The 11,868-nt window shown below is 45.2% G+C and carries 21 protein-coding genes; all 21 read right to left on the reverse strand.

Annotated features, from left to right (window positions below; genetic code table 11):
- Position 1: 1 nt before the first annotated feature.
- Positions 2-1,297 (reverse strand): mechanosensitive ion channel family protein, encoded by a 1,296-nt coding sequence (locus A7981_RS09405; RefSeq protein WP_067267385.1) that lies wholly within the window; start codon positions 1,295-1,297, stop codon positions 2-4.
- Complete coding sequence (gene mgtE / locus A7981_RS09410) at positions 1,294-2,730, reverse strand: magnesium transporter (protein ID WP_067267386.1); 1,437 nt, start codon at positions 2,728-2,730, stop codon at positions 1,294-1,296. Before mgtE ends, A7981_RS09405 begins: the two co-directional genes overlap by 4 nt.
- A 313-nt stretch (positions 2,731-3,043) precedes the next feature.
- Entirely contained in the window at positions 3,044-3,433 is a 390-nt protein-coding gene (rplQ, locus tag A7981_RS09415; protein ID WP_067267390.1) for a 50S ribosomal protein L17, read from the reverse strand.
- Between the two features lie 24 nt (positions 3,434-3,457).
- A complete protein-coding gene (rpoA, locus tag A7981_RS09420; protein WP_067267392.1) occupies positions 3,458-4,441 on the reverse strand; it encodes a DNA-directed RNA polymerase subunit alpha in 984 nt (327 codons plus the stop codon).
- A gap of 68 nt (positions 4,442-4,509) precedes the next feature.
- Positions 4,510-4,899 (reverse strand): 30S ribosomal protein S11, encoded by a 390-nt coding sequence (gene rpsK, locus A7981_RS09425; protein WP_011478671.1) that lies wholly within the window; start codon positions 4,897-4,899, stop codon positions 4,510-4,512.
- 13 nt (positions 4,900-4,912) lie between these two features.
- A complete protein-coding gene (gene rpsM / locus A7981_RS09430) occupies positions 4,913-5,275 on the reverse strand; it encodes a 30S ribosomal protein S13 (protein ID WP_067267394.1) in 363 nt (120 codons plus the stop codon).
- Positions 5,276-5,424: 149 nt separating this feature from the next.
- Complete coding sequence (gene rpmJ, locus A7981_RS11835; RefSeq protein ID WP_082048359.1) at positions 5,425-5,538, reverse strand: 50S ribosomal protein L36; 114 nt, start codon at positions 5,536-5,538, stop codon at positions 5,425-5,427.
- Between the two features lie 37 nt (positions 5,539-5,575).
- Positions 5,576-5,794, reverse strand: coding sequence for a translation initiation factor IF-1 (infA, locus tag A7981_RS09435; RefSeq protein ID WP_067267396.1), 219 nt, complete (start codon positions 5,792-5,794; stop codon positions 5,576-5,578).
- Between the two features lie 29 nt (positions 5,795-5,823).
- Positions 5,824-7,131, reverse strand: coding sequence for a preprotein translocase subunit SecY (gene secY / locus A7981_RS09440; RefSeq protein ID WP_371440359.1), 1,308 nt, complete (start codon positions 7,129-7,131; stop codon positions 5,824-5,826).
- Between the two features lie 22 nt (positions 7,132-7,153).
- On the reverse strand, positions 7,154-7,588 hold the full coding sequence (gene rplO / locus A7981_RS09445) for a 50S ribosomal protein L15 (protein ID WP_067267401.1): 435 nt from the start codon (positions 7,586-7,588) through the stop codon (positions 7,154-7,156).
- The gene (rpmD, locus tag A7981_RS09450; RefSeq protein ID WP_067267405.1) at positions 7,588-7,791 is read right to left on the reverse strand and encodes a 50S ribosomal protein L30; all 204 of its coding nucleotides are present in this window, start codon (positions 7,789-7,791) and stop codon (positions 7,588-7,590) included. The genes rplO and rpmD overlap by 1 nt, the downstream gene beginning before the upstream one ends.
- Before the next feature lie 2 nt (positions 7,792-7,793).
- Positions 7,794-8,300, reverse strand: a complete 507-nt coding sequence (gene rpsE / locus A7981_RS09455; RefSeq protein ID WP_067267406.1) for a 30S ribosomal protein S5 — start codon at positions 8,298-8,300, stop codon at positions 7,794-7,796.
- A 15-nt stretch (positions 8,301-8,315) separates the two neighbouring features.
- Entirely contained in the window at positions 8,316-8,669 is a 354-nt protein-coding gene (gene rplR / locus A7981_RS09460) for a 50S ribosomal protein L18 (RefSeq protein WP_067267407.1), read from the reverse strand.
- A 9-nt stretch (positions 8,670-8,678) separates the two neighbouring features.
- Positions 8,679-9,212 carry a 50S ribosomal protein L6 gene (rplF, locus tag A7981_RS09465; RefSeq protein WP_067267408.1) on the reverse strand — a complete coding sequence of 178 codons (534 nt, stop codon included), beginning with the start codon at positions 9,210-9,212 and terminating at the stop codon, positions 8,679-8,681.
- 9 nt (positions 9,213-9,221) lie between these two features.
- Entirely contained in the window at positions 9,222-9,617 is a 396-nt protein-coding gene (gene rpsH, locus A7981_RS09470; protein WP_067267409.1) for a 30S ribosomal protein S8, read from the reverse strand.
- A 14-nt stretch (positions 9,618-9,631) separates the two neighbouring features.
- The gene (rpsN, locus tag A7981_RS09475) at positions 9,632-9,937 is read right to left on the reverse strand and encodes a 30S ribosomal protein S14 (RefSeq protein ID WP_067267412.1); all 306 of its coding nucleotides are present in this window, start codon (positions 9,935-9,937) and stop codon (positions 9,632-9,634) included.
- 7 nt (positions 9,938-9,944) lie between these two features.
- Positions 9,945-10,484, reverse strand: a complete 540-nt coding sequence (gene rplE, locus A7981_RS09480; protein WP_067267415.1) for a 50S ribosomal protein L5 — start codon at positions 10,482-10,484, stop codon at positions 9,945-9,947.
- A 23-nt stretch (positions 10,485-10,507) separates the two neighbouring features.
- Positions 10,508-10,825, reverse strand: coding sequence for a 50S ribosomal protein L24 (gene rplX / locus A7981_RS09485; protein ID WP_067267418.1), 318 nt, complete (start codon positions 10,823-10,825; stop codon positions 10,508-10,510).
- A gap of 11 nt (positions 10,826-10,836) precedes the next feature.
- Positions 10,837-11,205 (reverse strand): 50S ribosomal protein L14, encoded by a 369-nt coding sequence (gene rplN / locus A7981_RS09490; protein ID WP_067267420.1) that lies wholly within the window; start codon positions 11,203-11,205, stop codon positions 10,837-10,839.
- Positions 11,206-11,377: 172 nt separating this feature from the next.
- Positions 11,378-11,653, reverse strand: coding sequence for a 30S ribosomal protein S17 (rpsQ, locus tag A7981_RS09495; RefSeq protein ID WP_067267422.1), 276 nt, complete (start codon positions 11,651-11,653; stop codon positions 11,378-11,380).
- Positions 11,654-11,666: 13 nt separating this feature from the next.
- A complete protein-coding gene (gene rpmC / locus A7981_RS09500) occupies positions 11,667-11,867 on the reverse strand; it encodes a 50S ribosomal protein L29 (RefSeq protein ID WP_067267425.1) in 201 nt (66 codons plus the stop codon).
- Position 11,868 lies beyond the last annotated feature (1 nt).

Genomic DNA, 11,868 nt, shown 5'->3' on the forward strand with positions numbered 1-11,868 from the left:
ATCATACATCTAAACCAGAGGGTTTGCTGTTTTCCATATTAGACAGCACTCTCACCTCGCGCTGTGGATATGGAATAACAATCGAATTCGCTTGAAATGCGCGCCATATCTCAAGATAGATAGCAGACTTCAAGCTTGCTGAGCCTTCCTCAGGATCCGGAATCCAGATATTCAGGTTCAAATCGATACCGCTTTCGCCAAAACCAGCGATATTCACCGTCGGCACAGTATCTTGCATCACACGAGGATGGTTCTTTGCACATTCCAGCATTAATCCCATCGCTTTTTCAAGATTACTTTCGTAACTCACCTGAATCGGCATCTGTACACGCGCTTTTCTTTCCGTGAATGAATGATTCACCACAGAGCTTGTAATCAAGGTCTCATTAGGAATGACCACTTGTGTGCCATCTAACTTACGCAGTACAAGATAGCGTGACCGCAAGTCACTCACGATGCCATAATGATTATCAATGGTAATGACATCCCCCATTTGCATGGATTTATCGATGAGGATGATAAAGCCGCTGATGTAATTACTTGCGATTTTCTGCAATCCGAACCCAATACCGACACCTAAGGCGCCCCCAAAGACCGACAATAATGTGATATCAAGGCCAACCGCAGATAAGGCAATTAGTACTGCAATCAACGAGAAACAGATACGGATCAACTTGCTCAATACGACCCGCATATTCATATTGATCTGTGCAGCATTCATGAGCCGGTTCTCGATCACCCTACTTACCCACAGCGCACCTATCAAGGTGATTACTACCGTCAGCAACCCCTGCAAAATAAGTAGCAGATTGATATGGTTTTTACCTACAGTAAAACTGATATCTTCGAGTGCTAAGATAATATCCGGCAATAAACCACTCAGATGAAATGCTAATATCAACCATACAATAGTTGAGATTAAGTGCTCCATCGCGCGTACCCATCCACCGGAAGAGAAGATATAGCGCAAGGCATATACCACTAGCCTGATAACCGCCATCGCGATTAATAATTTATCAGCCAATTTCAACATACTGGTATGTTGCCAGTTACTTAGAATAAGCTGGCCGATATAGATCAATATCAAAGATGAGAGTGGGAACAAAACACGATTGATTCCACCGATACCGACTTTCCAAGTCTCAGGTGCATGCTTCATTACATAGGCTTTAAGCAGCCCATTGATAGACCCAGCAAGTACAAGCGAAAGTATGATGATACTGAGCTGCCAAACAATCACTGGGCTAGCTATATCCGTAGCAAGATCCTGCCACATTAGAGCTAATTCATTATTCATATAAGAAATATGCTGGCAAGGCCTAAAAAGATAAAAAAACCACCACTATCAGTCACCGCAGTGATCAGCACGCTGGAACCTACAGCAGGATCGCGCCCAGACTTTGTCATGACCAGCGGGATCATCACGCCCATGATCGCGGCAAGCAGAAGATTAAGCGTCATTGCAGCCGTCATCACTGCACCAAGCGCCCAGTTGTGATACAGGAAATAAGCCAATACCCCTAGCACACTACCCCAGAGCAAACCATTCATTAACCCGACCCCAAGCTCTTTGAGCAGAAGCGACTTCATGTTGTATGAAGCGATCTGCCCTAGTGCTAAGCCGCGCACAATCATCGTTGTCGTCTGATTACCTGAGTTACCACCTATACCGGCAACAATCGGCATTAACGCTGCTAAGGCCACGATCTTTTCTATTGACCCTTCGAATAAGCCGATCACCCGTGATGCAATAAAGGCCGTCACAAGATTGATCGCCAACCAAGTCCAACGGTTTTGTACCGATTTCCACACAGAAGAGAAGAGATCCTCCTCTTCACGCAAACCTGCCATCGAAAGCATGTCGCTCTCTGCTTCTTCTCGAATAAAGTCCATCACCGTATCAACGGTTAAACGACCTACAAGCTTATTATTACTATCGACAACAGGTGCTGTCACCAAGTCATAGCGCTCGAATGCCTTAGCTGCTTCATCAGCTTTGTCTTCTGGATGGAATACCACGGCATCATCCGCCATGATATCGACCACCTCAGCATCCAAATCATTCACCACCATACGTTTCAGTGGCAATACGCCTTGCAGAATGCCATAACGGTCTACTACGAATAACTTATCCGTATGATCGGGCAGCCCACCCAAACGGCGCAAGTAACGCAAAGCCACTTCAAGCGTAATATCTTCGCGAATGGTGACGATATCAAAGTCCATCAACGCACCAACTGCATCATCCGTATAACCCAATGCGGATTGCAAACGCTCACGATTCTGGATATCCAGGCTATCAAGCAGATCCTGCAGAACATCTTTAGGTAAGTCTGGCGCCAAATCAGCCAGTTCATCGGTATCGAGCTGCTCAGCAGCGGCCAGCAATTCATCGCTATCCATATCAGCGATAAGCGTCTGCCTAACAGCATCCGATACTTCCAGCAGTATCTCGCCATCACGCTCCGCTTTAACCAGCTCCCAGATATCAAGACGTTGCTCTAACGGTAATGACTCAAGGATGTAGGCGACGTCAGCCGGATGCAGGGCATCCAGTTTCTTTTGCAGCTCCGCAAGATTTTGTTTATGGACTAGCGTTTCAAGAAGATGCTGCTTAGGCATATCCTGCTTATGCACCAAACCCTCGACAAGCCGATGCTTATTCAACAGGCTGATCACCTGCTGCAAGTTCTCTTGTAAGCTTTCTTTTGATTCTTGGGTTTCGGCCATTACTTAGCTCATTGATGCTGCTAGGTTACAAGAATGACTGCCCGATTCGGGTGCCGCCTTAATGAAATTGGGTCAACCAGCTCACCCCCATCCCACTTAATCTGTGACAACTTCATTATTATGGAGTTTTTCTGAGCTAACGAAAACAATAATTTTAATTATCTTCATATTGTTAGCATAACAACTTGATGCCTTAGATGATGTATTTATACTGCATAAACGTGTCAGTAATATAAAAAGATATAGTTCAGACAATAAAAAAGCCGGTATGACCGGCTTTTTTATTCAAACTGTTTTAAATCCGTAACCGATATTACTCAGCAACAACTGGTTCTGCTGATAAATCAGGACGGTCAACCAACTCAACCAATGCCATTGGTGCATTATCGCCATCACGGAAACCGCATTTAAGAATACGCAAGTAACCACCATTACGTGTTTGGTAACGTGGACCAAGCTCATTAAATAGCTTGCCTACGATATCACGGTCACGCAAACGGCTGAAAGCCAAGCGACGATTAGCTAATGTTGCACTCTTACCCAAAGTGATTAAAGGCTCTGCTACACGACGCAGCTCTTTAGCTTTTGGCAAAGTAGTCTTGATCAGCTCATGGCGTAATAATGACGTTGCCATATTGCGCAACATCGCCTGACGATGGCTACTTGTGCGGTTTAATTTACGATTACTGTTACGATGACGCATAGTGATACCTCACACCTTTGCTATTTATACTTTTTCCAGGCCAACAGGCGGCCAGTTTTCTAGTTTCATACCTAATGTCAGGCCTTTAGAAGCCAGAACATCCTTAATCTCATTGAGAGACTTACGACCAAGATTTGGTGCCTTCAATAACTCATTCTCACCACGTTGGATCAGATCACCAATGTAGTAAATATTTTCTGCTTTCAGGCAGTTTGCTGAACGCACAGTCAACTCTAAATCATCTACTGGACGTAGCAAGATAGGATCAACTTGTGGTGCATTCTTCACTTCGATTTCTGTTGGAGCACCTTCAAGGTCAGCGAATACAGCCAATTGACCCATCAAGATACGCGCAGCATCACGAATCGCTTGTTCTGGCTCGATAACGCCGTTAGTTTCAACGTCCATTACCAATTTATCCAAATCTGTACGCTGCTCAACACGTGCACTTTCAACGTGGTAACTTACCTTGTTGATCGGGCTGAATGAAGCATCAACTTGGATAAAACCAAGCACACGGTCTTCATCTGTCTTTAAACGCGCAGGAACAGGTTGATAACCGCGACCCATACCAACCTTAACTTCAAGGTTTAACTTGCCACCCTTAGTCAGGTGAGCAATCACATGATTAGGATTAGAAATCTCAGCATCATGACCAGTTTCAAAATCAGCAGCTGTTACAACACCCTCAACTGATTTATTCAGAGTTAATGTTGTTTCACTCTTACTATTCAGCTTTAAAGCAACACCCTTGAGGTTCAACAGGATATCAACGACATCTTCCTGTACGCCATCAAGCGTAGAGTACTCGTGCACAACGCCATCAATTTTGACTTCAGTAATCGCGAAGCCAGGGATTGAAGAAAGCAATACACGACGCAAGGCATTACCCAGCGTATAGCCAAAACCGCGTTCCATCGGCTCAAGTGTCACGCGTGCACGCACAGGTGAAATCACTTCAACGTCAACAACACGTGGCTTTAAATATTCGGTCGGACTGTTTTGCATAACCTATCCTTGAAAGTTTATATCTGACAACTTAAATACGTGGGTATCTAAAACTTAAATACGGTAGTTTAGATACGACGTTTTTTAGGTGGACGGCAACCATTGTGCGGTACTGGCGTCACATCAGAAATGCTAGTGATCTTGAAACCTACAGCATTCAGCGCACGCACTGCAGACTCGCGACCTGGGCCTGGGCCCTTGATACGGACTTCAAGGTTCTTCACGCCGCATTCCTGAGCTGCTTTACCAGCTGCTTCAGCAGCTACCTGTGCAGCAAAAGGAGTACTTTTACGTGAGCCCTTAAAACCTGCTCCGCCAGAAGTTGCCCATGAAAGTGCATTACCCTGACGATCAGTGATCGTAATGATTGTATTGTTAAAAGAAGCGTGCACGTGGGCGATGCCCTCGGCAATGTTCTTTTTAACTTTCTTGCGTACGCGTACGTTAGCTTTTGCCATGTTGCATTATTCCTTACTTGGAAGACTTAATAGGCTTGATAGGACCCTTGCGTGTTCGCGCATTTGTCTTTGTACGTTGACCACGAACTGGTAGACCACGACGGTGACGTACACCACGGTAGCAACCTAAATCCATCAAGCGCTTGATATTCATCGTTACTTCACGACGCAAATCGCCTTCAACCTTAAGCTTTGCGACTTCATCACGCAGCTTTTCAACTTCAGCGTCGTTCAGATCTTTAATTTTTGCAGTCGTAGAAACACCTGCAGCCTGACAAATCTGCTTTGCAGTATTACGACCAACACCGTAGATCGACGTTAATGCGATCTCAGTGTGCTTATGATTTGGGATGTTAACCCCTGCTATCCGAGCCATGTTTCTACTCCAAAATAATGGCGCAATGATTTGATTGAATCAATTGGCCTAATCAAATCGCCAAAAAAGCCTAAAATTTTAACAGCTTGACCAACTTTTAACAATTACCAATTGATCAAGCCACAACTATTAAGTGTATTACTGTCCAATTAACCTTGACGTTGCTTGTGACGTGGATCTGTACAGATAACACGCACTACGCCACGACGACGGACAACTTTACAATGACGACAAAGCGCCTTAACTGATGCACGAACTCTCATTTTTCCACCTCTTTAGCTTGTTCTATACAGCCTAAAACTATTTCACGCGGAAAATAATCCGCGCACGTGACAAATCATAAGGCGTCATTTCTACAGTGACTTTGTCACCAGGAAGAATGCGAATGTAGTGCATACGCATCTTTCCTGAAATATAGCCCAATACCACATGACCATTTTCCAACTTAACTCTAAACGTTGCATTTGGGAGGTTTTCTAGAACCTCACCCTGCATTTCAATTCTGTCTTCTTTTGCCATTACTTTGCTTAACCAAAGGTCTTACTCAATTAGCGCGGAGTAACCGCACCACCTTTAAAATTAGCTTTCTTTAGCAAACCTTCATACTGATGAGACATCAAGTGTGACTGTACTTGTGTCATGAAATCCATGGTCACAACTACAATAATCAACAGCGATGTACCACCAAAGTAAAACGGTACGTTCCATTTCAAGATCAAGAACTCTGGCAACAAACAAACCAGCGTAATGTAGATTGCACCGATCAATGTCAAACGACCCATGATGCGATCTATATATTTAGCGGTTTGGTCACCAGGACGAATCCCAGGAACAAATGCACCACTCTTCTTCAAGTTATCTGCTGTTTCTTTTGGGTTAAACACTAACGCCGTATAAAAGAAACAGAAAAACACAATCGCAGTAGCAAAGAAAATGATGTAAAGCGGCTGGCCTGGCGACAACGTCGTGCCTACCTCTTTTAACCATGACATGCTATCTCTGCTACCAAACCATCCAGCTAACGTCGCTGGGAACAAAATAATACTTGAGGCAAAAATCGGGGGAATCACACCCGCCATATTCAGCTTCAACGGCAAATGACTTGTTTGACCGCCAAATACCTTACGACCTACTTGGCGCTTAGCATAGTTGACCGTAATTTTACGTTGACCACGCTCTACAAACACGACAAAAGCAGTTACTAAAATCGCAGCAGCAAACAGGAAGATCACCAGCGGGATAGAAAATGCGCCCGTTCTGGCCAACTCCAACGTACCACCAATGGCATGTGGCAATCCAGCAACGATACCGGCAAAGATAATGATAGAAATACCATTACCAACACCTCGCTCTGTAATCTGCTCACCTAACCACATCAAAAACATCGTTCCACTCACCAAGGTAACCACCGTTGTGAATCGGAACATCAAACCAGGATCTAGCACAAGGCCAGCCTGACTTTCTAAAGCAATCGCGATACCCAAACCTTGGAATGTCGCCAAAAGTACCGTGCCATAACGCGTATACTTCGTAATCAAACGACGTCCAGCTTCGCCTTCTTTCTTCAACTGCTCCATCTTTGGAGATACAACAGTCAATAACTGCATAATGATCGATGCAGAGATGTAAGGCATGATACCTAACGCAAATACGGTGAATCTAGACAACGCGCCACCTGAGAACATGTTGAACATGCCCAGAATGCCGCCACTTTGCGATTCAAATAACCTAGCCAGCACATCCGGATCGATACCCGGAACCGGGATGTGCGCGCCTAAGCGATATACAACTAAAGCACCTAACACAAATAACAGACGACTCTTAAGCTCGCCCATCTTGCTTACAGCACCAAACATACTATCGTTAGCCAACTTGCTATTACTCTACGATCTTGCCGCCAGCAGCTTCTAACGCCGCACGTGCACCCTTGCTCAGAAGAAGACCTTGTACATTGATTGCACGAGTCACATCACCTGAAAGGTAAACTTTCACAGATTTCACAGTTGTCGGCACAACGTTAGCTTGTTTCAAAGCAAGCAAGTCGATCACGTCCGCTTGAACTTTAACTAACTCACCAGTACGCACATGTGCAGTATCAGCCTTAGTTAAAGAATTAAAGCCACGTTTTGGCAAACGACGTTGCAAAGGCATTTGACCGCCTTCAAAACCAACTTTGTGAAAACCACCAGTACGTGATTTCTGACCTTTATGGCCACGACCAGCTGTCTTACCAAGGCCAGAGCCGATACCACGACCAACGCGACGCTTCGAGTGCTTAGCACCTTCAGCTGGCTTAATAGAATTCAATTTCATTATGCTTCTACCTTTAAGAGATAGTTTACTGCATTGATCATGCCGCGATTTTCCGGTGTATCTTGCACTTCAACAGTGTGATTCAAACGACGCAGACCAAGACCAGCGACACTTGCACGATGTGCAGCGATACGACCAATGGTGCTTTTAACCAAAGTTACTTTAACAGTGCCAACAGCCACTTCTTTTTTTGCTTTAGCCATGATTAGCCTCTGATTTCTTCAATTGTCTTGCCACGCTTTGCAGCGACTTCAGCAGGAGTATTCATGGATTGCAGGCCATTCAACGTTGCGCGAACAACGTTGTAAGGATTGGTTGAACCAATGCACTTAGCCAAAACATTCGTAATACCCATTACTTCAAAAATAGCGCGCATTGCACCACCAGCAATAATACCGGTACCTTCAGAAGCTGGCTGGATGAATACTTTAGCAGCACCGTGAACACCAGTAACTGCATGATGCAAAGTACCGTTAGTCAGGCTTACCTTGACCATATCACGACGCGCTTCATCCATTGCTTTTTGTACAGCAACAGGCACTTCACGCGCTTTACCTTTACCCATACCAACCGCACCGTCACCGTCACCAACAACGCTCAATGCAGCGAAACTCATAATACGACCACCCTTGACCACTTTGGTCACGCGGTTGACTGCGATCATTTTCTCGCGCAGACCATCGGTCTGCTGTTGTTCAATTTCTTTTGCCATCATCAACCCCGTCTATTAGAAGGACAAGCCGTTTTCACGCGCTGCATCAGCAAGCGCTTTGATACGACCATGGTATTTATAACCTGAACGGTCAAATGCCACTTGTGTAACGCCTGCAGCCTTTGCCTTTTCAGCAATTCGCTTACCAATAACCGCAGCTGCAGCAATATTGCCACCATTCTTGATATCTTTACGCACTTCAGCTTCTAGCGTTGAAGCACTCGCCAGAACTTTATCTCCAGTTTCGGCGATAATTTGCGCATAGATATGACCATTACTACGATGCACGCTTAGGCGTGTCACCTTTAACTCAGCGATTTTGGCACGAGTTTTACGTGCACGACGCAGACGAGAATTTACGATATTCATGGCTAAACCTTACTTCTTCTTGGTTTCTTTAATAATGACCACTTCATCGGAGTAACGAACACCCTTGCCTTTATAAGGCTCTGGTGAACGGTACGCACGAATCTGCGCAGCAACTTGGCCAATCACTTGTTTATCAACACCTGTCAACACGATCTCTGTTGGCGTAGGTGTTTGTACAGTTACGCCATCAGGCATCTTGTGGTTGACTGGATGTGAGTAACCTAGCTCCAGATTCAACGTAGTACCTTGCGCCTGTGCTTTATAGCCCACACCGACCAGGTTTAGCTTACGCGTAAAACCTTGAGATACGCCGTGTACCATATTTGCAACCAGCGCACGTAAAGTACCTGACATTGCACGAGAGTGTTGGCTATCATTTGCAACCACAAATGTAAGTGAATCACCTTCACGATTTAAGTTAACTGCACCAGTCAACGCTTGTGACAACTTGCCCAAAGGGCCGCTGACAGAAATATTGTTGGCACTTAGCACCACTTCAACCTTAGCAGGAATGGCGACTGGATTTTTAGCTACACGAGACATGTTTTCTCCTTAAGCCACGATGCACAGCACTTCACCACCGACACCGGCAGCCTGCGCTTTGCGATCAGTCATCACACCCTTGGAAGTTGACACGATCGTCACACCAAGACCATTTAATACCTTAGGAATATCTTGATTACCGCGGTAGATACGAAGACCAGGGCGACTTACGCGCTCGATCTTCTCAATCACAGGGCGACCAGCATAATACTTAAGGCTGATATTCAATTGTGGTTTGCCATCAAAATCTTGCACAGCAAAGTCATCAATGTAACCTTCATCTTTAAGTACGCTAGCAATAGCACGCTTTACTTTAGATGCAGGCATTGAAACTGCTGGCTTATTTGTGCTTTGCGCATTACGAATGCGGGTCAGCATATCGGCAATCGGATCACTCATACTCATGTTCTAACCCTCCGTTACCAGCTAGCTTTGGTGACGCCAGGCACTTCGCCGCGCATCATCAACTCGCGCAACTTGCTACGCGCAATACCAAACTTACTAAACACACCACGTGGGCGACCAGTCAATGCGCAACGATTACGCAAACGAACAGGACTGGAATTACGTGGCAAACTTTGCAATTTCAAACGTGCCGCACGACGATCTTCAGGTGAAGCATTTAAGTCGGTAGCAATTGCTGTTAATTCAGCGCGCTTAGTTGCATATTTCTTTACTGTATCGCGACGTTTTTGTTCGCGTTCAATCAAACAGGTTTTAGCCATAAGATCCTCAGTTTCTAAACGGGAAGCTAAATGCTGCAAGCAATGCACGCGCTTCTTCGTCAGTTTTTGCTGTTGTTGTAATCGTGATATTCAGACCACGCAACGCGTCGATCTTGTCATATTCGATTTCAGGGAAAATGATTTGCTCACGCACACCCATGTTGTAGTTACCGCGACCGTCAAAAGACTTAGCAGAAATACCACGGAAGTCACGGATACGTGGAATCGCAACAGTTACTAAACGATCCAAGAATTCGTACATACGCTCACGACGCAACGTCACTTTGCAACCGACAGGATAGTCATCACGAATCTTAAAAGCAGCGATAGACTTCTTAGCTTTGGTAACAATCACTTTTTGACCAGCGATCTTTTCAAGATCGCCAACCGCATTTTCCATTACTTTTTTATCAGCAACAGCTTCGCCAACACCCATGTTCAGCGTGATCTTTTCGATACGCGGCACTTGCATGGGGGATGTATAGCCAAATTGCTCGGTCAAGCTCTTGACCACTGATTCTTTATAAAAATCTTTTAAACGAGCCATGATATTTTCTTATGCTCCCTGGCTTATGCGTCTACAACTTCGCCGCTAGACTTGAAGACACGCACTTTGCGGCCGTCATCCAGCGTTTTGAAGCCAACGCGATCACCCTTCTGGGTGGCACGATTAAATAAAGCAACATTGGAAATGTCTAATGGCATTTCCTTACTAATAATTCCGCCAGTCACACCCTTCATTGGGTTTGGCTTTGCGTGCTTCTTAGCAACGTTGACACCCTCAACTAACACATGGCCAGACTCAAGAACGCTCAGAACAGTACCGCGCTTGCCTTTATCTTTACCAGTATTTAGAACGACTTCATCGCCCTTACGAATTTTACTCATCAGGCAGCTCCTTATAATACTTCCGGTGCCAGAGAAACGATCTTCATGAAACGCTCGCCGCGAAGCTCACGTGTCACTGGCCCGAAAATACGGGTACCAATCGGTTCCAGCTTGTTATTTAACAACACGGCCGCATTACCATCGAACTTAACCAGCGAACCATCAGGACGACGAACACCCTTGGCTGTGCGAACAACAACGGCGCTATATACTTCGCCTTTCTTCACACGACCACGTGGAGCAGCATCTTTAATGCTGACCTTGATGACATCACCGATACCGGCGTAACGACGCTTTGAACCGCCCAACACTTTGATGCACATTACAGAACGAGCACCAGTGTTATCGGCAACTTCTAGCCGAGATTGCATTTGAATCATGAGAATAATCTCCAACTTAATCCGTTAAAACCAACACCGGCCGTTTTTCAACTCGGCCGATAGACCACGGTCAGTATTGGGGCGCCAGCTTGTCTGCCTAAGAATTACCAGAGACAGGAGCGCCGAAAAGTCCAACATTATATATTGCATCCCCTAAGGAATGCAATATAAATTAGATGCTACGTGCTTTTTCTACTATCTTGCTTACTTTCCAAGTTTTAGTCTTGGAAAGTGGACGACTTTCTTCGATCACCACTACATCGCCTTCTTTACACTCGTTTGTTTCATCGTGTGCATGGAATTTGTTGGAACGGCGAACAACTTTACCGATCAATGGATGCTTTACTTTACGCTCCACCAATACAGTGACAGTCTTATCCATTTTGTCGCTAACAACGCGGCCGCTTAATGTGCGGACGACTTTTGCAGTTTGATTATCGCTACTCATTATTTATTCCGCCTTATGCCTGAGCTTGCTTGTTTTTCTCAGCAAGCACTGTACGGACACGAGCAATATCGCGACGAACCTTACCCACCTGATCAACTTTGTTAAGTTGTTGAGTGGCCAATTGCATGCGTAATGAGAACTGCGCGCGGCGCAATTCGATTAGCTCATTGCTCAACTCTTCAACTGTCTTGTTTCTTAATTCGGTTGCTTTCATT

The sequence above is a fragment of the Methylovorus sp. MM2 genome, from assembly GCF_001648895.1.
Lineage (GTDB): Bacteria > Pseudomonadota > Gammaproteobacteria > Burkholderiales > Methylophilaceae > MM1.

What these genes read in the sequence shown, in the direction of transcription:
- rpsH (WP_067267409.1), bottom strand. Translation starts at nt 9,617, where the DNA reads ATGAGTATGAGTGATCCGATTGCCGATATGCTGACCCGCATTCGTAAT.
- rpmJ (WP_082048359.1), bottom strand. Translation starts at nt 5,538, where the DNA reads ATGAGAGTTCGTGCATCAGTTAAGGCGCTTTGTCGTCATTGTAAAGTT.
- rplF (WP_067267408.1), bottom strand. Translation starts at nt 9,212, where the DNA reads ATGTCTCGTGTAGCTAAAAATCCAGTCGCCATTCCTGCTAAGGTTGAA.
- rpmC (WP_067267425.1), bottom strand. Translation starts at nt 11,867, where the DNA reads ATGAAAGCAACCGAATTAAGAAACAAGACAGTTGAAGAGTTGAGCAAT.
- secY (WP_371440359.1), bottom strand. Translation starts at nt 7,131, where the DNA reads ATGTTTGGTGCTGTAAGCAAGATGGGCGAGCTTAAGAGTCGTCTGTTA.
- mgtE (WP_067267386.1), bottom strand. Translation starts at nt 2,730, where the DNA reads ATGGCCGAAACCCAAGAATCAAAAGAAAGCTTACAAGAGAACTTGCAG.
- rplN (WP_067267420.1), bottom strand. Translation starts at nt 11,205, where the DNA reads ATGATTCAAATGCAATCTCGGCTAGAAGTTGCCGATAACACTGGTGCT.
- infA (WP_067267396.1), bottom strand. Translation starts at nt 5,794, where the DNA reads ATGGCAAAAGAAGACAGAATTGAAATGCAGGGTGAGGTTCTAGAAAAC.
- rpsQ (WP_067267422.1), bottom strand. Translation starts at nt 11,653, where the DNA reads ATGAGTAGCGATAATCAAACTGCAAAAGTCGTCCGCACATTAAGCGGC.
- rplR (WP_067267407.1), bottom strand. Translation starts at nt 8,669, where the DNA reads ATGAATATCGTAAATTCTCGTCTGCGTCGTGCACGTAAAACTCGTGCC.
- rpsE (WP_067267406.1), bottom strand. Translation starts at nt 8,300, where the DNA reads ATGGCAAAAGAAATTGAACAACAGCAGACCGATGGTCTGCGCGAGAAA.
- rplQ (WP_067267390.1), bottom strand. Translation starts at nt 3,433, where the DNA reads ATGCGTCATCGTAACAGTAATCGTAAATTAAACCGCACAAGTAGCCAT.
- rpoA (WP_067267392.1), bottom strand. Translation starts at nt 4,441, where the DNA reads ATGCAAAACAGTCCGACCGAATATTTAAAGCCACGTGTTGTTGACGTT.
- rplO (WP_067267401.1), bottom strand. Translation starts at nt 7,588, where the DNA reads ATGAAATTGAATTCTATTAAGCCAGCTGAAGGTGCTAAGCACTCGAAG.
- rpsM (WP_067267394.1), bottom strand. Translation starts at nt 5,275, where the DNA reads ATGGCTCGGATAGCAGGGGTTAACATCCCAAATCATAAGCACACTGAG.
- rpsN (WP_067267412.1), bottom strand. Translation starts at nt 9,937, where the DNA reads ATGGCTAAAACCTGTTTGATTGAACGCGAACAAAAACGTCGCGATACA.
- rpsK (WP_011478671.1), bottom strand. Translation starts at nt 4,899, where the DNA reads ATGGCAAAAGCTAACGTACGCGTACGCAAGAAAGTTAAAAAGAACATT.
- rpmD (WP_067267405.1), bottom strand. Translation starts at nt 7,791, where the DNA reads ATGGCTAAAGCAAAAAAAGAAGTGGCTGTTGGCACTGTTAAAGTAACT.
- rplE (WP_067267415.1), bottom strand. Translation starts at nt 10,484, where the DNA reads ATGGCTCGTTTAAAAGATTTTTATAAAGAATCAGTGGTCAAGAGCTTG.
- A7981_RS09405 (WP_067267385.1), bottom strand. Translation starts at nt 1,297, where the DNA reads ATGAATAATGAATTAGCTCTAATGTGGCAGGATCTTGCTACGGATATA.
- rplX (WP_067267418.1), bottom strand. Translation starts at nt 10,825, where the DNA reads ATGAGTAAAATTCGTAAGGGCGATGAAGTCGTTCTAAATACTGGTAAA.